15 protein-coding genes are annotated in these 20,510 nt (G+C 38.0%); 5 read left to right on the top strand and 10 right to left on the bottom strand.

The window, feature by feature from the left end; all coding sequences use genetic code 11:
- Positions 1 to 55: 55 nt before the first annotated feature.
- The 6 genes from B7E07_RS01275 to B7E07_RS01250 all read right to left on the bottom strand — a co-directional run bounded on the left by B7E07_RS01275 (position 56) and on the right by B7E07_RS01250 (position 8,550).
- Positions 56 to 2,074 carry an alpha/beta fold hydrolase gene (locus B7E07_RS01275; protein ID WP_080843690.1) on the bottom strand — a complete coding sequence of 673 codons (2,019 nt, stop codon included), beginning with the start codon at positions 2,072 to 2,074 and terminating at the stop codon, positions 56 to 58.
- Positions 2,075 to 2,311: 237 nt separating this feature from the next.
- The gene (locus B7E07_RS01270; RefSeq protein ID WP_139785549.1) at positions 2,312 to 2,845 is read right to left on the bottom strand and encodes a glycerol-3-phosphate responsive antiterminator; all 534 of its coding nucleotides are present in this window, start codon (positions 2,843 to 2,845) and stop codon (positions 2,312 to 2,314) included.
- A gap of 141 nt (positions 2,846 to 2,986) precedes the next feature.
- Entirely contained in the window at positions 2,987 to 4,429 is a 1,443-nt protein-coding gene (locus B7E07_RS01265; RefSeq protein ID WP_080843689.1) for a PH domain-containing protein, read from the bottom strand.
- 407 nt (positions 4,430 to 4,836) lie between these two features.
- Positions 4,837 to 6,075 (bottom strand): L-lactate MFS transporter, encoded by a 1,239-nt coding sequence (locus B7E07_RS01260; protein ID WP_080843688.1) that lies wholly within the window; start codon positions 6,073 to 6,075, stop codon positions 4,837 to 4,839.
- A gap of 106 nt (positions 6,076 to 6,181) precedes the next feature.
- Positions 6,182 to 6,910: a LytR/AlgR family response regulator transcription factor gene (locus B7E07_RS01255; RefSeq protein WP_080843687.1), complete on the bottom strand. Its 729-nt coding sequence runs from the start codon at positions 6,908 to 6,910 to the stop codon at positions 6,182 to 6,184.
- Complete coding sequence (locus B7E07_RS01250; protein ID WP_080849067.1) at positions 6,907 to 8,550, bottom strand: sensor histidine kinase; 1,644 nt, start codon at positions 8,548 to 8,550, stop codon at positions 6,907 to 6,909. Before B7E07_RS01250 ends, B7E07_RS01255 begins: the two co-directional genes overlap by 4 nt.
- A 724-nt stretch (positions 8,551 to 9,274) precedes the next feature.
- Between B7E07_RS01250 and ahpC the strand changes: the two genes are divergently transcribed.
- The 3 genes from ahpC (at position 9,275) to B7E07_RS01235 (ending at position 12,712) form a co-directional block, all read left to right on the top strand.
- Positions 9,275 to 9,838 carry an alkyl hydroperoxide reductase subunit C gene (ahpC, locus tag B7E07_RS01245; protein WP_080843686.1) on the top strand — a complete coding sequence of 188 codons (564 nt, stop codon included), beginning with the start codon at positions 9,275 to 9,277 and terminating at the stop codon, positions 9,836 to 9,838.
- Positions 9,839 to 9,850: 12 nt separating this feature from the next.
- Complete coding sequence (gene ahpF, locus B7E07_RS01240; RefSeq protein ID WP_080843685.1) at positions 9,851 to 11,380, top strand: alkyl hydroperoxide reductase subunit F; 1,530 nt, start codon at positions 9,851 to 9,853, stop codon at positions 11,378 to 11,380.
- 510 nt (positions 11,381 to 11,890) lie between these two features.
- Complete coding sequence (locus tag B7E07_RS01235; protein ID WP_080843684.1) at positions 11,891 to 12,712, top strand: Cof-type HAD-IIB family hydrolase; 822 nt, start codon at positions 11,891 to 11,893, stop codon at positions 12,710 to 12,712.
- Between the two features lie 48 nt (positions 12,713 to 12,760).
- Here the strand turns inward: B7E07_RS01235 and yeiL are convergent, their stop codons facing one another.
- The gene (gene yeiL, locus B7E07_RS01230; protein ID WP_080843683.1) at positions 12,761 to 13,426 is read right to left on the bottom strand and encodes a transcriptional regulator YeiL; all 666 of its coding nucleotides are present in this window, start codon (positions 13,424 to 13,426) and stop codon (positions 12,761 to 12,763) included.
- 80 nt (positions 13,427 to 13,506) lie between these two features.
- Between yeiL and B7E07_RS01225 the strand changes: the two genes are divergently transcribed.
- On the top strand, positions 13,507 to 14,688 hold the full coding sequence (locus tag B7E07_RS01225; RefSeq protein ID WP_080843682.1) for an MFS transporter: 1,182 nt from the start codon (positions 13,507 to 13,509) through the stop codon (positions 14,686 to 14,688).
- Positions 14,689 to 14,874: 186 nt separating this feature from the next.
- Positions 14,875 to 16,293, top strand: coding sequence for a PAS domain-containing sensor histidine kinase (locus B7E07_RS01220; RefSeq protein ID WP_080843681.1), 1,419 nt, complete (start codon positions 14,875 to 14,877; stop codon positions 16,291 to 16,293).
- A 155-nt stretch (positions 16,294 to 16,448) separates the two neighbouring features.
- Here B7E07_RS01220 and B7E07_RS01215 read toward each other — a convergent pair whose 3' ends face one another.
- From B7E07_RS01215 to B7E07_RS01205, 3 genes are all read right to left on the bottom strand, one after another.
- Complete coding sequence (locus B7E07_RS01215) at positions 16,449 to 17,036, bottom strand: hypothetical protein (protein ID WP_080843680.1); 588 nt, start codon at positions 17,034 to 17,036, stop codon at positions 16,449 to 16,451.
- Positions 17,037 to 17,128: 92 nt separating this feature from the next.
- Positions 17,129 to 18,520 carry a vWA domain-containing protein gene (locus tag B7E07_RS01210; protein ID WP_080843679.1) on the bottom strand — a complete coding sequence of 464 codons (1,392 nt, stop codon included), beginning with the start codon at positions 18,518 to 18,520 and terminating at the stop codon, positions 17,129 to 17,131.
- A gap of 308 nt (positions 18,521 to 18,828) precedes the next feature.
- Complete coding sequence (locus B7E07_RS01205) at positions 18,829 to 20,106, bottom strand: glycosyltransferase family 2 protein (protein ID WP_080843678.1); 1,278 nt, start codon at positions 20,104 to 20,106, stop codon at positions 18,829 to 18,831.
- Between the last annotated feature and the right edge of the window lie 404 nt (positions 20,107 to 20,510).

The raw sequence follows: 20,510 nt of genomic DNA, 5'->3' as shown, positions 1-20,510 counted from the left end.
AATAAAAGAGAGCCTGGAACAGCGTGCTCCTTGCTCTCTTCTAATTTATATTTTATTAAAAAATTGTATACAGCGCAGTATTTGCCAGCGTAATGAGTGTCATTAATACTGTGTTTAAAATAGCACCTACATACACATTGCCGGTTTTTCTATAAAAGTAGCGATTGAAGATGGCAGCTACTAGAAGAACAGGAACCAATCCAATGACGATAATAGAGGACAGCGATTCTCCTGTGTAACCGGCTGTTCCTGTAGTAAATAATAATCCATATTGGTAGCCTAAATATAAAACTAAGCCGCCTATAAAGTGAATGATAGAAACGAGATAACCTTTGAATCCATCATATTTTACACCAGCTGTATTCATATTGACAGATAAGCCAACGATGAAATAGTAAATAAAGAAAAGTGGAGCATATTTTAATAGAGCAATCAGATGCTGATCTTCAAACGTTTTTACAGCTAATGTCCAAAGACGGAAGTCAACCTTGAATAATGCATCTACAAGATATAGGATTCCATAGCCAATTGCAACTGCTGCAACGGCTGTTACAAAGGCTGCAAGAATCGTTTTAATGTGAACCTTAATTCCATAGCTTTTAATCGTTGCACCCTCAGGCTTTTTAGCAATATAGTGATAGCCCACCATAATCATTAAAGTGACAATTGCGACATTAATAGCCCAATAAAGAACTGGGTTTACTGTTGGCGCTCCAAAGAACTCTGTTGTTGCAATAAGAGTATCTTGGTTCCTTAAAATAACATATTGAACCACACTCAAAACAAGCATAATAGAAGAAACGACTGTGATCGTACGCTCTGACTTTTTCACCATTGAGAAGATTAGAGCAATGGCGGAAATGGCAATAAAGATCATACTTACTTGTCTCAAGAGCCTCATTCCGTATAGATCTCCACTATATAATGCAGAGAAGAATAAAGCAGGGAACAGCAGCCCGATTACTATTAAGAACAAACCTGCGAGCTTGGAACCATTTGTTTTTGCGTCTGGAAGCAGATCAGGTCTGCCAGTATAAACGTTTTTCAAGAAAGGCAGTTTTGACAGCAGTGATACAACTGGTATGAATAGCATAAAGAACCCAATCAGTGCAAGGAAAGAGAACCACTCTTTATACATCCATGTCTGACTGTCAGCATCTACCGTTACGATATTGCTGTAATCAGCAAACGTCATATCATAAAAATCAATTGCGTATTCTGTAGATGTTTTTGAAAAATGATTCCAAGGGTGTGTTTCATTTGGCTGATAAATCACCCTTTTTCCACCATTCACTTCATATATCGTTCCTGCCTCCGGATTTTCTGGATTGCCTAAAAATCCTTGCCCCTCAGCTGTGCCGATATAATTCTTCTTCACTACAGGTGCGCCAGTTGCTGCGGCTTCAGCATCGAAGAAGAATTCATCATATAATCCTGCAATTTTACCAGACGTTCTTGGACCATATGAATTGTTGATGATCTCATCCGTGTATTCAAGTGATCTCAGCCACTGATAATCAGAGCCCATTGTTAAAGAACTAAAGATTTTTCTGATGCCTGTTTCCTGGAAGTCCATTTCATCAAGCATAACGGCATGAGTGGATGAAAAGCCGCCCATTGAATGTCCAGAAACTGCAATGATTCCATTGCCGCTTTCATCTTTCAGAACAAATTCCTGATCATACATATATTGCACTGCATCATAAATAGCTTGAGGCCAGAATGAGAAAAATGGAACTGGCTTTTCCATTGTACCTGTTGAGTGTCCATGATCATATTGATCTAATGCTAAAACGACATACCCTCTTTTGGACATTTCAATTGCCTGTGCATCTTGCATCTCAGCAGAATTCAGATATCCGTGAGTCGCAATAATGGTTGGTCGTGGCTGTTCGTCACTTCCTTCTGGTTTGTACAAGAGACCCGAAAGCTCTCCTCTTGGTGTATCAAAGTAAATTCGTGATACATCCACATCACCGCTTGAACTATTAAACTGAGAAGCTGAAAAGCTGCCAACTACAATCAGCAATAATGAAACCACTAATAAGATGACTGTTTTTTTCATGTTTTTCATATTAATCCCCCTTTTGATCTCTCTTTAAAACTCCATCCCCAATAACAATGACCATTACGAAAGCATAAAAAAGACACACTAAATACCCTTGAATAAATATCCAAAGCATTTAATGTGTCTCCTGGTCACGGTCACTAGTTATTAACTTAAATACAGTGTATAACTATATGAAAACGGTGTCAACAAAATATTTTGGGACAAGGTTCAGGATGTTTTCAAAGTAGTCCATTGCGTGCCTTACCAAAGCTCTCTATTTGATGTTGTAACGGCAATCGCACCATTTACTATAGACTTCTCAACATCTTCTTTTGTGCGAATTAAACCGCCAGCAATAAGCGGAATACCTGTTTTTTCATGAATTTCTTCCATGATGCCTGGAATAATGCCCGGCAGCACTTCTATAAAATCAGGCTGGATTTTTCTGCATACTTTCACATTATTCTCAAGCACATGACTGTCTAATGCAAACAGCCTTTGAATGGCAATGATATTGTGTTTCTTTGCCAAATTAATCACATTTACTCTCGTGGAGATAATGCCGTCCACCTTCACATTATTGATTAAATATTCGATGCCGTATTCATCCATTTTCAGGCCTTGAATAAGGTCCGCATGCATAAACACCTTTTTACCATTCTTTTTCGCATACTTAACAACACTTTCTACCTGGGAAAGCCGGGTTTCTAAGAAAATGATATATTCATGATCTTTTTTTAACGCATATTCAAAGTCCTTCATATTACGGATCGCTGGTATAACTTGATTAAACAACTCTCACACCCTATTTCTGATTAGTAGTATTCACAACGGGTCATTCTTATCGGAATCATTGTACCATTTTTACAGTTTTTTTCATTGTACGTCTGCCTAATCAGAAACAAAAGAACTTAAGAGGAAAGCACAGATGTAACTTTAATACTCCTGCGCCTTCTCTTTTCCTGCTTTCCATTCAGCAGATAACTGTCCATAACGCCAGATGATACTCCTTTCATACAATGCATGCCATAGGTGAATATCTTCTAGAATCTGTTGTAATTGTTCTTCTGACTTTAACTGTTCCTTAGTCTCTAAAAAATAAGGAAGATAGATTTCTAAATGGTAGTGGAACTTCACAGCTACCCCAATATCTCGATTGATTAGCGGTTGAATAAAGGAAATGATTTCATTGAGTTGTTCTTGAGGAATTTCCTTCTCTGAAAAAAGATTATGAACTTCCAAGGACTGCTGTAATGTATACTTTTCACTTTTAATTTTATTTCCTTTAGGTATCAGCACAAAAGGATGTAAACTTTTCCTCGCGTCTTTTGGCATAGTTAGCTCGAAATATAACCCCATCTTTCTAGTATTTTCAGTATGCTTCTTCGTTTTATAAGAGATATAATATATTCGGTCTTTTTGCAGCTTCGGAAAATGAAAGAACCTGGTTATTTTCATGTTTCTGCGGTTCTCAAAACCATACTTAAGAAACAATCTAGTGACATCCGGTTTTATTCTATAGCCACTGTTAGGAATAAGGTATTCAAAGAAACTATTCCAATACCTGATGCAATATTTATAGATTACGAGTGAAGAAGTACTTTTCTTTTTATTTATATCTTCATTCAGCTCTTTTTGCAGAACCCATGCCCCGCCAATCCAAAGAACACTTAAGAAGACTGCAAACTTCCATACTTCTATTAAGGAACTTTGTACAATGAGGCTTATAACTATAACTGCTAAGATAAGTGCTGCTAAACAAACTCTCCAAAAATAACGTTTTTTCAGCTTCTTTATATATTGCTCCTGAGAGGAATCTAAAGGTTTAAAACCGAGCCATCTGCTCACCTTTTCCTTTACCTCTGGACGTTCTTCAATCTGAAGATTAGATACTTCATAAAAAAGGCCGGATTTGCGATGAGATTGAGGATTCATCTCTTTTTCAATTTTTATTTCTGCCACAGTGCTGTCATCAATTGATGGGCTAAAACTCCCCCTCTTGTCGTTTATAAAATGAAAAAAAGACTCTGTTTCTTCTTTCTCCAGCATCTCTAATTTAATCCATTTTCCTAAGTAGAATATATCTATTTTCCCATAAACCCATCCTAGATTGTATTTCATATCTAAAAGCTCATCATACTTAAATTCATACAGTGTTACTTTCCCTTTATAGCCTTTATCAATAAAAAGAAAGCGGCTATTGGTTGCGATGAACATCCCAGTAAATGTTTGATAAGTGCCGCCCATTAAGCGTAAAATCTTTTCATTCTCCTTTAAAATATTGGGCAGCTCTTCAATCTCTTTTCTCATTAATTTCCTTCGATGATCACTTACATGCAGTTCTTGAAGCTGCCGCTGAACTTCTTCCATACTTGGCATGCTATCACCCCAGTTCTATATGTACTCACCTAATTTTTAAATTTCTTTTAAATACGTATAAGTTAGATAAATTGTTTCAAAATCATGCTGAACAACAAAACAATCATCCTAAAATTAATCTCAATATGCTGTTTTTGTAACTTTATTGCTTGATGATGTGAATAATTTGTTTACTCAGGAGTCTAATAACATCGTTTTATATTTATTCTTTAAAAGCCACAAAAAAAACCGAACAATTTGTCAGGTGGTTAACCCCTGCTAATCGTTCGGATGTTTCTTGAGCTGAAACTAATGTCTCAATCTCTTTGCTTTATACCTTAATCTTTTTGAAATTGCCGGGTTCCTTTGAAATGAACAACCAGATGGTCTGCTGTGTACCTATACCTTCAATAATGCCTTTCATTTTCTTATCCAGCTCTTGTTCCAGGCTGCATCCGTTTCATCTTACCTGTACTTTCTTTCACCTGATCCGCTTCATGCGGAGGTTTGATCGTCATAGCAATGATGAGAGAAATAATACATAGAACGGCAATAACCGTAAAGGTTGCCTGGAAGCCTCCAAGAATCGCTGCGACAATTGATCCTGCTAAAGCACCTATTCCAAAGCCCTGATAAATGACACCATAGTTTTTACCTTGATTTTTAAGTCCAAAGAAATCGGCTACGATGGCTGGAAAAACGGTAATATTTCCTCCGAAGCAGAAGGCGATAGCTGCTACACAGGCAAAGAAAATTGGGAAATTCAATGGCACAAAACTCAATACTGCTACCGCAATAGCTGTGGCTAATAGTGTTCCACAGACAACTTGCATTCGGCCAACTTTGTCTGACAAAGCCCCTAAAATAATTCGGCCAGTGGTATTAAAGATTGCTACTAATGCAACTGCATTTGCAGCTGTGGCAACATCTAACCCAGCTAGACTCACACCAATGTCCTTAACAATTCCAACTAAATATAAACCGCTCATACAAGCTGTAAAGAAGATGATAAATAGCATGTATGCCTGTTTCGTCTTAAGCATCTCTTTTACTGTATAATCTTTTTGGATTGATGCTGCTTGTGCTGTGCTCTCACCAGAGACCTTCGCTTCTTTTAATAAGAAAGAACCGCCAACGACCATGACTAACACGATGATTCCCCATAATAAGAAGGCTGTTGAAACACCAAATGAAGAAATGAAGCTTGCGTTGACATATTTGAAAATTAAGCTGCCTGTTCCGAATGCACCTACTGAAATTCCTGAGATTAATCCTTTTTTCTCCGGGAACCACTTAATCAAATTACTTAATGACGTAATATATGCTGTACCGTCAGCAAAACCAACAATGACACCTGCCACAATGTAGAGCATCCATAAAGAAGATACTTGGGAACTTAAAATTAACCCAGCGCCTAATAAGATCCCAGCTGCAGCAACCAAGCGGCGGAGTCCCCACTTATCCTGCAGCTTTCCTGAGAAAAGGGTAGCGAACGCTAGCGCAAAGCTTGTGATCGAGAACGTAATAGCTGTTGCACTTAAATCCCAGCCAAATTTATCAACTAGCGGCTGATTAAATAAACTCCATGTATAAATAGTTCCCAAACCCATTTGGACAATTACTGTACCAATTATAATAAGAAAGCGATTTACATTTTGGTTTTTCATTCCGATCTCCTCTTTCTTAACGGTTTCTATACTTGAATTTTACCGCTAGAAAGCTTTATGAAATCGGTATCAGAATGAAATGCATCTGATCTGGAATGAATGGTATTTACAAATGCATAATCTGTCGAAAGGTTTTTGATTTGCTTCTGCTGACCGGTATTTCTGCCTTTATATCCTTTAAACGTACGATATACGTATTGTTGAACCAAGGAACAATTTCATGTATTTTTGAAAGGTTCACGCTGTAGGAACGGTGACATTTAAAGAAAGCATCCTGCGGCAGCTTATCATGAAATTCGCTTATCGACATGGGCATAGTATATTCATCTGTTTTCGTATAAACAAGTGTCGACTTCTCACTTGCTTCTGCATAATAAATATCATTCACATTTGTTACAATAATATTTTCATTTTTTCGGAGGTTAATTCTGCGATTAGAATCTGACAGCACCTCATCTAGCGGCTGCTGGTCCTTTTTAAAAGCTGATTCCAGCTTCGCTAACATCGCTGCAATTCTTTTTTCCTCGTAAGGCTTTAAGATGTAATCAAATGCCTCTAATTCAAATGCTTGTGCAGCATGCTCCTTATAAGCTGTTGTAAAAATAATATACGGCTTTTTAGCAAATTTGCTTATATTTCCAGCAAGGAGCATGCCATCCAATGAAGGAATATTGATATCTAAAAAAATCGCATCCACTTCTTCCACCTGTAAAAACTTCAAGACATCAAGACCATCTTCAAATGCCCCAACAATATCGATCCCACTATGAGTTTCAATTAAATATTCCAGCTCTTCCTTCGCCGGAATTTCATCTTCTACAATAATCGCTCTCATGATATCTCCTTTGTTATGTCAAAATAAACTTCCGTTCCCGTCTCCAGCCGGTGAATGACCAGACCTGTTCCGTAGATTAATTTCACACGCTGATGTACATTGGATAAACCGATTTGCTTGGAAGAAACCGTTCCCTGATATAAACGGTCGATGACATCCTGGCCAATCCCCGCTCCTGTATCGAGCACACTCACTCTAATTTTCCGGCCATCATCTTTAATTGAAATCGTCACTTTTCCCGGCCCTTTTCTTTTCAGAATGCCATGAATAACTGCGTTTTCAACTAATGGCTGGATCAGTAAACTCGGCAATTTAAGTTGGATATCATCTATATCGTATTCAACCTGCAGACGTTCACCAAATCTCGCTTTTTCTATTTTTATATAATTCTCTACTTGCTGCAGAGCTGTACCAATATCAATAAACTCTTCATCCACCTCTAAATTATAGCGCATATAGCCTGATAAGCTGATGATCAGCTCTCTCGCTTTATCAGGATCACGTCTTGTAGTAGAAGCTATTGCATTTAGTGCATTAAATAAAAAATGTGGATTGATTTTTGTCTGCAGCGCCCTTAATTCTGCTTTATTTGCCTCTTCTTTAATCTGCTCTACCCTCGAAACTTCCATTAAAGTTGAAATAATCTGGGCAAGTCCGATGGCCATTGTCTGAAGCGTGTATGTAATTGTATACGCCTTACGGTAATAGATTTTCAGCGTTCCTGTAATAACGCCTCTTTCCTCTAAAGGAATTATCAGCAGGCAATGGATCTGCGGAGTATGATGATCCGCAATATTGTTTCGAATAGTAATTTTCCCGCTTCGGATTGTCTCTTTCGTTAAATCGCTGATAATTTCTTGCCCAATTTGATACTTTTCTTCCCCATAGCCCACATAGGCAAGTACGTCCTTTGTATCTGTGATCGCTACGGCATCTGCTTTAATGTCCTGTTTTATAATCGTACAGATGGTATGAAGAGATTCCGTATTAATAGATCGAAAATACGGAAGTGTTTTATTCGCAATATTAAGGGCTAACTGTGACTGCTGTGCAGCAATACGTTCCTTTTCACCCTCCACACTGGCAATCATCAGCACGATCAATCCAATGCTTCCTTGTCCAAGAATCATGGGAAATGCAATTTTTGAAACGATATCCACTCCTAGTTCATATGGTTCTGCCATAACCAGAATGAGAACCATCGTTAAAATCTCGCAAAACATGCCTGCTGCAATACCATATATCCACCGTCTGGCCTTTTTCATATAAAGATGAATATAACCGGATACAAACCCAGCCAGAATACTCGTAATTAAACACGGTATTGACGTTACTCCCCCAATATCGATTAAATACCGATGAACCCCTGAGACAATTCCAGTTATAATGCCAACCCATGGGCCAAAAAGAATCCCTCCGGCCGTAATGGCAATTGTTCGGATGTTCACAATAGAGCCTTCAACTTCTATTCCTGAATAGGTTCCAAATAGGGCAAATAAACAGAAAATCACCGTGATCAGTGATAGCTCTGTAGGAGAGTGCCGATCCCTTTGCAGTATTTCTTTAAATCGGGGCACTCTGGTCATAAAAAATAGGGTAATCAGTAAAAGTGCTGCTCGTTCGATTAATTGTATGAGCATTTGCAATTCAATTGAAAGGTACAAGGCGTTCAGCCTCCTTGGTGCTTGATTCTTTTATCTTAACAATATCATCACAGCATCGCATTATTGAATGCCCCTAACATATTATTTGGTTACTCTCATAAAAATGAATTTGAGTTAAAATCTAGCTGACTTGAAAGTAGTAGCATCCTTATTCAGAAGAAATTGTATTTTCATTAGAAAGGTACAATTGAAAATAGCACATTAATGAATTGCTTGTTCATTTATTTGTAACATTTATTTTCATTGAGAATTTTCAATCGTTTCTTTTGCCATTTTTCCCTCTTCTTGATAGATTAGAAAGGAAGAAACGGTTTAAAAAACACATCATAATACATGATTTATATGCATTTTGGTGCCACAATCCTATTCATTGGCTTCTTAATTTTTCTTTCATTTCATTAATCTCTTAATTAAATCCGGTCCTGTAACCTTATGAATTCTAATGAATAGAACAAAAATGATTGGATTATACTAATCGGCGTGGTTATGTTTCCCATAGGCATTTCTTGCAGAAACCATCCTTTCAACTGTTTAACACACTGCCTCTTTGTTACAAGTTTATGAATATAAATGAAAACCGCTCAAATCTGTTGACAAAGATAATCAATCCTATATAATAATAATTACAAATTAGTATCTATTATAGGAATTAAACATTTTCTATAATATCTACATATTAAATCTTAGGAGGAATTTTATTATGCCATTAATCGGTAAACAAGTAGAACCATTCACATTACAAGCTTACAAAAACGGTGATTTCATCGAAGTAACAGAAGAAAACTTCAAAGGTAACTGGAGTGTTCTTTGCTTCTACCCTGCAGATTTCACTTTCGTTTGCCCAACTGAGCTTGAAGACCTTCAAAATCAATACCCAGCACTTCAAGAACTTGGAGTAGAAGTATTCTCTGCATCTAGAGATTCTCACTTCACTCACAAAGCTTGGCATGATACTTCTGATGCGATCGGCAAAATCACTTACACAATGATCGGTGACCCAGCTCACGTTCTTTCTCGTCAATTTGATGTTTTAGTTGAAGAATTAGGACAAGCTGACCGCGGTACTTTCATCATTGATCCTGACGGCGTAATCCAAGCTGTTGAAATTAATGCAGACGGCATTGGCCGTGACGCTAGCACAATCGTGAACAAAATTAAAGCTGCACAATATGTTCGCAACAACCCAGGCGAAGTTTGCCCAGCTAAATGGCAAGAAGGCAGCGAAACACTTAAGCCAAGCCTTGACCTTGTTGGTAAAATCTAAGGAGGCTTAATCATGGCACTGGATGCAGAAATCAAGTCACAATTAAATCAATATCTTCAGCTTTTAGAAAATGACATTCTGCTTAAAGTCAGTGCAGGTACAGATGACGTTTCAAAGGAAATGCTAGCTCTTGTTGATGAGCTAGCTTCCATGTCATCTAAAATCACTGTCGAAAGAGCAGAATTATATAGAACACCTAGCTTTAGCATTAACCGTGCTGGCGAGGATACTGGTGTAACGTTTGCCGGAATTCCTTTAGGACACGAGTTTACTTCTTTGGTATTAGCATTGCTTCAGGTCAGCGGCCGCGCTCCAAAGGTTGAGCAAAGCGTCATTGACCAAATCAAGAAAATTGATGGCAAGTATAACTTTGAAACATATGTTAGCTTAACATGCCACAATTGTCCTGATGTTGTACAAGCACTAAATATCATGAGCGTACTTAATCCAAATATTACGCACACGATGATTGATGGAGCTGCTTTTAAAGAAGAAGTTGAAAGCAAAAACGTTATGGCAGTACCAGCTGTCTTCTTAAATGGAGAGTTCTGGAATGGCGGACGTATCTCATTGCAGGAAATCTTAGCGAAATTAGGCGAAGGCTTAAGTGCTGAAGATTTTGCAGATAAAGAGCCATATGATGTTTTAGTTGTCGGCGGCGGACCAGCTGGTTCAAGTGCTGCTATTTATTCTGCTCGTAAAGGAATCCGTACTGGTATTGTGGCGGAACGCTTTGGCGGACAAATTCTTGACACTCTAAGCATCGAAAACTTTATCAGCGTAAAAGCAACAGAAGGTCCAAAGCTTGCTCAAGCTCTTGAAGAGCATGTAAAAGAATATGAGATTGATGTCATGGACTTACAGCGTGCAAAGCGTCTTGAAAAGAAAGACCTTTTTGAACTTGAACTTGAAAACGGTGCTATTCTTAAGAGTAAGACCGTCATCATTTCAACTGGTGCCCGCTGGCGCAATATTAATGTTCCTGGTGAACAGGAGCTTAAAAACAAAGGTGTAGCATACTGCCCGCACTGTGATGGTCCATTGTTTGCCGGTAAAGACGTAGCCGTAATCGGCGGCGGTAACTCTGGTATTGAAGCAGCGATTGATCTGGCTGGGATTGTGAAACATGTCACAGTTCTTGAATTCGCTTCTGAACTAAAAGCAGACAGTGTACTTCAAGAGCGCTTAAACAGCCTGCCAAACGTAACGGTTGTAACAAACGCTGCGACAAAAGAGATTACTGGTACCGACAATGTAACTGGCATTACGTACACAGACCGTGAAACAAACGAAGAACACCATGTTGAACTTCAGGGTGTTTTTGTCCAAATCGGTCTTGTGCCAAACACTGAATGGTTAGAAGGCACTGTTGAGCGCACTCGAATTGGCGAAATCGTCGTTGATAAGCGCGGAGCAACAACTATGCCTGGCGTATTTGCTGCAGGAGATTGTACAGACAGCGCTTATAACCAAATCATTATTTCAATGGGATCAGGTGCAACAGCTGCATTAGGTGCTTTTGATTATATGATTCGAAATTAATGTGAAATCCGCTTTACTTAAATAGTAAAGCGGATTTTTATTTATCCTATCTTCTTCCTTACATTGATGAAAGAAAACACTCATATATGAAGTATTTAACACTCTCATAGAACCGTATAGTTAGGAAGTCATCTTTCTAATCATTCGGTTTTTTATGATTTTAAAATATATTTTATTAACATGAGTGAAATGTAGCGGAGGACCCTCGACTCCTGTGGGCAATAGAGGAAAAGGTGAGACCCCGCAGGAGCTTACTCCGAGGAGGCTCAACTTCCTCCCCACGGAAAGCGAGGGTCTGCAGCGCAATGGAACGGACTTGTTTAAATACCTAACCAACTTATTGAATATTCGTGTTTTAGAAAGGTTAATGTCGTTTGTCCTAGCCTCTTTTCAATCTTATTTTGTATTTTAAGCACTCTTTTCCAGTCGCTTCTACATCATATATTTTTTAACCTAACTATGTAATAATAATAGGTACCTACCTTTAAAATGCAGAAAGGAGATTTAACGATGAAATGCATCTCAATCGATTTAGACGGCACTTTGTTAAATTCTCAGCATGAAATAACTGAAACAAATCTTAAAACATTACAAGATCTTAAACATCAAGGACACTGTGTCATTTTAAATACCGGCCGTGCTATTGCAGATGTCTTGAAAGTACCAGGCATAGCAGGCTTAGGACTGCCTACATTCTGTATTAATGGCTCCACTTTATATTCCAGCACAGGTGAATTGCTTTATGAAGCAACCATCCCTGTTAAAACATATCAGGGTATCTTCACTGTCCTGAAAAAGTTAGGGGTAGGCATTCTTGTTTATACAAATACCGGCGGACATCCGTCCACATTGCCTCCATTACATGGAAAAAGCGTGGATGAACTGACAACTCTTTTTCAGGAATACGATTATGATAAACTGCTAGAGCAAGAGGATGTTAAAATTTATAAAATGATTGCGCTTGTTTATAATGGGCAATTAGAAAAAATAGAGGAAATGAAGGCAGCGTTAGGACCTCATTTCGATGTTTCAATGGCATCTTCTTTTCCTAACAACTTAGAAATCACGTCTGGTGAAGCACATAAAGGGAAGGCCCTTTTCCGCTATCAAAATTTAATCAATACCGAATTTGAAGAGATTATCGCCATTGGAGATGGCGGAAATGATCTTGCACAGTTTGAAGTAGCCACCACTTCAATCGCTATGGGCAACGCTCCGCTTGCTGTTCAAAACGCAGCCGACATTGTGACAAAAACAAATGATGAAGATGGATTCTCTTATGCTATGGCACAGCTTAAATTGCTGTCTGCGACAGATCCAATTATCGCTTAACTTGAAGGGACATAGGATCAGGTTCTATGTCCCTAAGCTTTACCCCTGCTATCCATTCCTCAATGCACCTGCCAATTTATGCAATGAATGGGGCTGTATAATCCGGTAGTTCCTGCCTTCTTTCTGCAAATACTGCTTCTCACAGAACTGTGTCAGCACGTGTAAGAGGTGGCGATAGGACACGCCCAGATAATCACAGACAGTTACATGCTTCTCCTTATAGAGTCCTTCATCTGTCGTTTGCAGGATGAAATCAGCTAATCTATTTTCCAGCGGAAATGCAAGACTTTGAGAATATTTTGCGGCCATAAAGGTAGCTTTTACACTTAAAAACTTGGTTAATTCACGCAGAAATTTATTATCATCGAGCAGTTGATTCCGGTAGCGATGATAAGGAATAGCAAAGCAAACCGTCCTTGTCGTTGCTTGAATTCCTTTTGTGTAATATACATCATTTAATAATTCCATTTCCCCGATATATTCGTTCGCATTAATAAAATTTATCAGCGATACTTTCCCATTTTGATGTGTGACATAAATCTTTGCTTTTCCTTCGATAACATAAAATAAATAATGAGGTCTCATTCCCTCTTGTATGATCCATTCATCACGCTCATACTCATGTACTTCCATATCAATGTAAAAGGAAAATAAATGGGCAATACTACAATGTTCTACATAAAATTGCTTCTTTTCATTTCTGTAAACTTCCATGTTTCACCTCAAAATATGAGATATCTCATATTAATCTCCTTCCCTTCCATGATATCATGCATTCAGTTAGGGGGATTAGAATGAATACACAACGATGGATGAGTACACAATTTTTTAGTTTCTTTTTAACATGGGGAATTTTTCTTCCTTATTGGTCAGGATGGATGATTTATACAAAGGGGATTTCGGTTTCAGAAGCCAGCTTAATTATGAGCTGCGGTTTAGTTGCCAGAGGCCTGTCTACATTGTTTGCATTTCCATATTTATTAGAAAGAGTAAGCAGTAAAGCTTTATTACAAATTTCTGGGATTGGTACTCTTGTGTCCATCCTATGTTATATTCCAGTAGATTCTTTTACTGGTTTATTGATCGTCACAATTGTTCTCCATCTATTTTATCCTACATTGATGCCTGCGTTAGATAGTGCAGCCAGTGTTTTAGTTCAAAGTAAACAGCTTCAGCATTATGGAAGAAGCCGACAATGGGGATCAATTGGGTTTGTTTCTATTGGAATTGTTTTAACCGTCTTTACAGGCATGATGGGAGATGAAGTCATCCTCTGGGCACTTTTAATTGGGATGATTGGGTTTGTCGCCCTCAGCTTTATGAATGCCCCCCGAATTCTTTCAGAAAAGCCGAAACCAGACCAAAAACAAAAAATAAGCCTGTCGCAATTATTCCGTATCAAAAACTTTGGCTTAGTACTGATCATTGTGATTTTACTCCAGGCAGCACATGCCACATATTATAATTATGGTTATGTTTTTCTGCAGGATATTCATGCACCTGTCTATCTGATTGGTCTGATTATTAATATTGCGGTCATTTTTGAGATCATCTTTTTTGCTACCGCCGATAAAACATTCAGGAAATTTTCAGTCGGGTCCTTGCTATTGCTATCAGCGCTTGGTTCCACGGTTCGCTGGATTCTGGTCTTCATTTTTCCAAACGTCATTGTATTCAGTATCGCACAGACCTTGCATGCCTTCTCTTTTGCAATGGGACATTATGCTTTTATGAAATACTTAATTGCTCATATTCCGCATGCACAAATTCCGAAGGCTCAAGGCATTTATTCCGCACTTGCGCTCAGCTGGAGCACTTCTGTGTTTACCATCATCGGCGGCTATCTATATGAAGTTCAGCCACAGTATGCCTTCCTCGGGATGATTCTCTGCAGCGTGCCTGCGATGATTATTGCAATGGTGTATCAAACGCTGGAGAATAAAGGGAAAGATAATAGTCTGACCCAGCTGAAATAAGCATAAGATGATGTCCAGAAGAACTCTATTGATCTTCTGAACATATATATAAGATCTGATGAGCTAATCATTTTCAAATTGGTTAGCTCATTTTTATTTAGATAATAGAAGGATTTTCCTAACTTCACTAGAATTTTACTAATATAAAAATATTAAAAAAGTTGGATTAGTGAGGTTTTCCTATTTATGAATTTGGTTGAAATAGATGCACTTGAGATTTTAGATCGCATTACAGATGGATTTTTTGCATTAGATCTGAATTGGAATTTTACCTACGTAAATGATAATGCAGCTCGCCTTTTATTTCGTAGCCGGGATGATTTGGTTGGAAAGAATATTTGGATTGAATTTTCTGAAGCTGTAGACTTACTTTTTTATGAACAATATCATAAAGCTGTAAATGAACAGGTTTTTGTGCATTTTGAAGCATTCTTTCCACCTCTTAATGCATGGTTTGGTGTTCGGGCATTTCCATCTGCCAATGGGCTATCCGTGTATTTTCAGGATATAACGGCAGAGAAGAAGACGGCCTCCCAAAATGAGCAGCATTATAAATCACTATTTGAGCATAACCCTAGTGCTGTATTTTCTTTTGATTTAGAAGGAAATTATCTTAGTGTAAACACTGCGATGGTAAAGATGCTCGGATATAGTGAACAAGAGCTACTGCATAAGACCTTTTTGCCTTTTGTTGCCGAGGAAGATTTAGACAAAACCTTGGATTACTACAAAAGAGCAGCTAACGGTACCACTCAAAACTATGATACCAAATGTTTACATAAAAATGGTGACATAGTCTATCTAAATGTAACGAATATGCCCATTATCGTTGATCAGGAGGTAATTGGCGTCTACGGGATTGCCAAAAATATCACAGATCGAAAGCTTACAGAACAAAAACTTCTAAAATCAGAAAAACTGTCAGCAGTAGGACAGCTCTCTGCATCCATTGCCCATGAAATTCGGAATCCGCTAACTGCACTAAAGGGCTTTTTACAATTAATAAAAGCATCAGAAGGAAGTATTAAAGACAGTTATTTAGAGGTAATGTCGAGTGAAATGGAAAGGATTGAACTGATTACTGGAGAGTTATTGCTGCTGGCAAAACCACAGGCCCACCAGTTTAAACTTGAGAATATAGAAGAAATTATCCATAATGTAACGACACTGCTTGGATCACAAGCTTTAATGCACAATGTTGAGATAAAGATAGTAAATGACGAGGAAATCCCTCCCGTAAGCTGTATTGCCAATCAATTAAAACAAGTATTTATTAATCTAATTAAGAACGCACTGGAATCAATGCAAAATGGCGGCGAAGTTTTAGTTAATGTGCATATAAAAGATGAGCAAAACTTATTTATTTCCATTGCTGATCAGGGAGAAGGCATTCCTGAGGACATACTTAGTAATATTGGTCTCCCCTTCTATACAACGAAACAAAAAGGCACTGGGCTAGGCATGATGACGAGTCTCAGAATTATTGAGGCTCATAACGGGACGATGGATATAACAAGTGCAGTTGGAAAAGGAACCATTGTGAGTATTTCTTTACCGCTTGTTTCTTCTGATCAGATTATTGAATTGGCAGAATGTATGACTTAAGTTCTTTGTTGATCCATAAAATACTGACATAACTTTAGGAGACAACAAATTTTAATATGCTGGTCGTTCCATTGAGCTGCTAATTCTGGCTTTCCGTGGGGAGCAAGCTGAGCCTCCACGGAAAGCCTGCGAAGTCACTATTTTTCTCTCCCCCTTTATTCCTGATATACCTTAACACTAACTGCATATCTGCTATGGGGAAGAAAATCAATCTTAAGCTGTTTTCCTGATAAGTTTTCTTGATAATAGCTTTTCGTGATATCAAAAGAATAGACATCAATGATCAGTTCATTGAATTCTAACTCCATAAGAAATTCGGTTCCATGTTCCGGATCATCAAATTCCGCTCCAGTTGGAATCATCACGATTGTTTCAAACTGCTTGTTTTCATAGGCTGCTTTATCTTTATAAAGAAGAGCAGATGTTTCGATAAAAGAATAGGCGCCTGATACAGTAAAACCTACAATAAACAGAAAGATAATTTTTGCAAACCAACTACCTTTAATGCCAACGAAAAGGGCTATAAACATTATGCCAAAGCAAAGAAATAGGCTTGAAACACTATATGCACCAATCATTTCAGATACTATAAAATTATCATCTACAAGCTCAGATATTCCCCATAAAATGAGTGTGAGAAGAAAGAAACAAACACTGATGACCGCAATTACTCCAGCTATCGCTTCTCTTTTATTACTGCTTCCTGATACATGCTTTTTTGCTTTCTTTTTATGTATGCTCACTAAACTAATCCCTCACCCTCAACATGCACTTGATCGAGAAGATGGCCTGGCTGCTGTTAACCTGACCAGACCTACCTTCATAAACAAATCATTTACTGCCATTGTTTACGCCATTCCTCGACCTTTGTGGTTATTTCTTCATGTGCTTGTTCGCGCTCTTCTTCTTTGGTTTCTTTCAACGCTGAAAAGTGCTCTTCCCTTAATTCATATAAAGAATCTGCTAGTTCATTAACCTCATCCTTCACTTCTATCGAAATGAGTTCTTCATTACTTAAGAAGCGAATTCCATGTTTAATCCGATTTATTTCTGAATTGGAGGCATTATACAGTGGACTATAAATGTCATTCATTCGTTCCATTGCCTCAACTGTTTCATTTAATGTCACACCTTGTGTCCACCAGAGCTGCCCTAGAGTAGGCTGCCACTTTTTCGTCATTTCCACTTCAAGTTGTGCTGGATTATCTACAGTGATATATTCTCCACCGCCAGAATCTGCAACTTGCCTTAACTGCTGCTGACCTTCATTATCTACATCAAAACCAATAATATTGACCGTTGCCTTAATATTTTGATTTTGAAGCTCTTTTGCTGCTGCAACAGGATCTCCGTCACATGTTTCTACTCCATCACTTACAATATAAACCTGATTATAATAATCCTCTGATGGGTATGCCTGTAGGATTTCTCCCGCCTTTTGAATCGCCCCGGCTAATGGAGTCCAGCCGCTTGCCTGAAATGATTGGAGCGAGTTTGTGAATTTTTCCTTTTGATAGGCTGCTAAAGGATATACTGTTTCTACAGCTGCACATGATTTTGCCTTTTCTGAATTAGCCGATGTCCCGACATGTCCGTACGATATCAATGAAACATTCGCTTCATCAGGAATTTGCTCTACAAAACCCTCAATTGCAGCTTTTGCCAAATCCATTTTTGTCTGGCCTTCTAATGCTTCATTCATACTGCCGCTCGCATCTAATAATACTAAAGCATTTACCTTCTTTTGTTTCGTTGTCACCTCATCCTCACCATCCGGCAATTCAGGCATCCTAAATCCGTGATCATACGAAGCTAATTCCTCATAATATTTTTTATAATTTCCTGAACCAAGTGTATGTACAAGATAATCATAGACCTCTTCACTCTTTAGGCTTTTATTCTCTGAAAAATAAGTTTGAAGTTCTTCCTCGACAATTGGCTCGAATGTTTCTTGAATAAAATCCAGATATTGCTGACGATCCCAGCTCTGCAGAGTTTCCAGCTCTGGATCCATATATTCTTCTACCAATGTGCCAGCTTTTTGTTCTACCATTTCTTCCACTGTTCTTGCAGCAGCAGAAATCTTTTCTTCCGCAGATTCCTCTGCGGACGTTGCAGCAGCAGATTTTGTATCCTCTTTTTGAGTTTGTTCGTTCGCGCAAGCTGTCATCACTGCTAAGAATAGAATGAAAACCGCACAAATGCCGCTTCTTTTTAAAAACCTCATCCCTAATCCTCCTTTAGAAAATTCTACTAGTTTATGTACGGATTAGGAAAGATTTGGTTTCTGAGTCTTTTGGGGTAATATATCAATATAACGTTAGGTATTTACTACCAAAATGATGTAAAACAAAATATAATTCCTCTTAATATGTTGTTTGTACATATCATTTTTTAAAATTAGTATCCAAAATTCATAAAAAAACCCGAACAATTAGACAGAATAAAAGTATCTGCTACTTGTTCGGGCTTATTCATTGGCTTAGCCACTTTTTATTTCATTCGCCTATAAGCAGGCATATGCTGCTGGAAAAGCTAGCGCAGGTCATCAATTGATTTAACAACAGTATGCTGAATTGGCTTCCATTCGATCTTCTTAAATAACGCTACTAAGGATATTGGCAGGTAGGTGAACATAAAGAGCGGGAATGTAAAACAATAGAAGATTTTTTTCCAGTTTGAACAGCGAATCTTATCCCACTCCATAATGGTTGTGATGACTCCAAAGAAAAATAAAAATCCATAGATTGAAAGGATCCCGCCAGCGCCTCTCAATACATAGTCATTAAAAAGTCCTTCTCCTTCTAATAAGGCAAGCAGCAGGACAACTACATTTCCTACGAGACTAAGTACGGAAACGATAACGATGGGCGCAAGCGTCATCATCATATCGAAACAGGAAAATCTGTTGCCTTTACCGCGAATAATTCCCTTTGTCAGATCCATGCCATATCTCATGAACACTTGGTAAAACCCTTTTGCCCAGCGGAGGCGCTGCTTCCAGGATTCACTGAAGATAGATGGCTGCTCATCATAGAAAACGGCCTTGCCGCAATAGCCGATCTTTTCCCCTTTAATAATCTGTGAGACAGTAAACTCGATATCTTCCGTCAAAAGGTGATGGATCCAGCCGCCATTTTCTTTGATTACATCTGAGTGAATTAAAAAGCCTGTTCCCGAAACTGCACAGCTCGTCTTCAGATACATCCTTGGGCGATTTAGAAACTCTGCTTCATATAAAAACCAAAGCGCGTATCCAGATGTAATCCAATTCTCATCATAATTTTTAGAATTTCGGTAACTTGTCGTAACCCGATAGCCCTGATTAAAGGTTTTATTCATCTCTAGAATATAATTTTCATCAAGAAGGTTATCCGCGTCAAAAATAAAGTACCCGTCATAGGTTTTGGATGAATGATCCCTTTTAATAATATTCAGCAGGTGATTAAGTGCATAGCCCTTCCCAACTACTTCTTTATTAAAGCGCTCTGTGACGATGGCCCCTGCTTGTCTGGCAATTTTAGCTGTTTGGTCCGTGCAATTGTCGGCACAAACATATATATCATACAAATCTCTCGGGTAATTTTGATTTCTAATGCTTTCAATAAGCTGACTAATAACAAGCTCTTCATTTCGAGCCGGTATAAGAAAAGCATACTTACAGAGCGGAACTTCTGTCTCTTCTTGCGTTTTACCTCTTCTGGCTTTAAAAGCTACAAATACGTAAAAAACTTTATATAGAAACAAAAGTGTAAACACGATGCCTAAATAGAAAACAAATTGACTTACCATTTCTAATAGATCCTTGACCATGGTCCACCCCGCATTTTAGAATATGAGCCTGTTAGTCTTGTTTGTTACATATCTTTCATTTCTACATCTTGTTTTATCTAAAACGGGCATTTAATCCCCACTATTTAATAAAGAGTCTAGTAAAAACGAATAAAGCGATACAGGACTATAGACCATCTCCTTTTTCTGAACTTGGATTGAATATAAAAAGCCAAAAAAAAAGAGTGTAATCTTAATTGCAGAGTTAAAACAAAGATTCTTTTAAAAATCATTTTGTTATTCACCTGGAGATCATGAATAAAATATTCACTTTACAATGTAACAAACCTGTATCCTCTCAAAAAAGGCAGTTCCTGTAAAGGTTTTGTTAATTTTTGTTAAAAATGTTACTTCTTTATGAAACAAGCATCATTCAATTTTTAATG

The organism is Cytobacillus gottheilii, assembly GCF_900166665.1.
In the GTDB taxonomy this organism is placed as follows: domain Bacteria; phylum Bacillota; class Bacilli; order Bacillales; family Cytobacillaceae; genus Cytobacillus; species Cytobacillus gottheilii_A.
This window is presented reverse-complemented; position numbering and strand designations above follow the sequence as displayed.

Bases quoted from the DNA above. Each gene is read 5' to 3' on its own strand.
- B7E07_RS01275 (WP_080843690.1), bottom strand. From the start codon at position 2,074: ATGAAAAACATGAAAAAAACAGTCATCTTATTAGTGGTTTCATTATTG.
- B7E07_RS01265 (WP_080843689.1), bottom strand. From the start codon at position 4,429: ATGCCAAGTATGGAAGAAGTTCAGCGGCAGCTTCAAGAACTGCATGTA.
- B7E07_RS01260 (WP_080843688.1), bottom strand. From the start codon at position 6,075: ATGAAAAACCAAAATGTAAATCGCTTTCTTATTATAATTGGTACAGTA.
- B7E07_RS01255 (WP_080843687.1), bottom strand. From the start codon at position 6,910: ATGAGAGCGATTATTGTAGAAGATGAAATTCCGGCGAAGGAAGAGCTG.
- B7E07_RS01250 (WP_080849067.1), bottom strand. From the start codon at position 8,550: ATGCTCATACAATTAATCGAACGAGCAGCACTTTTACTGATTACCCTA.
- ahpC (WP_080843686.1), top strand. From the start codon at position 9,275: ATGCCATTAATCGGTAAACAAGTAGAACCATTCACATTACAAGCTTAC.
- ahpF (WP_080843685.1), top strand. From the start codon at position 9,851: ATGGCACTGGATGCAGAAATCAAGTCACAATTAAATCAATATCTTCAG.
- B7E07_RS01235 (WP_080843684.1), top strand. From the start codon at position 11,891: ATGAAATGCATCTCAATCGATTTAGACGGCACTTTGTTAAATTCTCAG.
- yeiL (WP_080843683.1), bottom strand. From the start codon at position 13,426: ATGGAAGTTTACAGAAATGAAAAGAAGCAATTTTATGTAGAACATTGT.
- B7E07_RS01225 (WP_080843682.1), top strand. From the start codon at position 13,507: ATGAATACACAACGATGGATGAGTACACAATTTTTTAGTTTCTTTTTA.
- B7E07_RS01220 (WP_080843681.1), top strand. From the start codon at position 14,875: ATGAATTTGGTTGAAATAGATGCACTTGAGATTTTAGATCGCATTACA.
- B7E07_RS01210 (WP_080843679.1), bottom strand. From the start codon at position 18,520: ATGAGGTTTTTAAAAAGAAGCGGCATTTGTGCGGTTTTCATTCTATTC.
- B7E07_RS01205 (WP_080843678.1), bottom strand. From the start codon at position 20,106: ATGGTCAAGGATCTATTAGAAATGGTAAGTCAATTTGTTTTCTATTTA.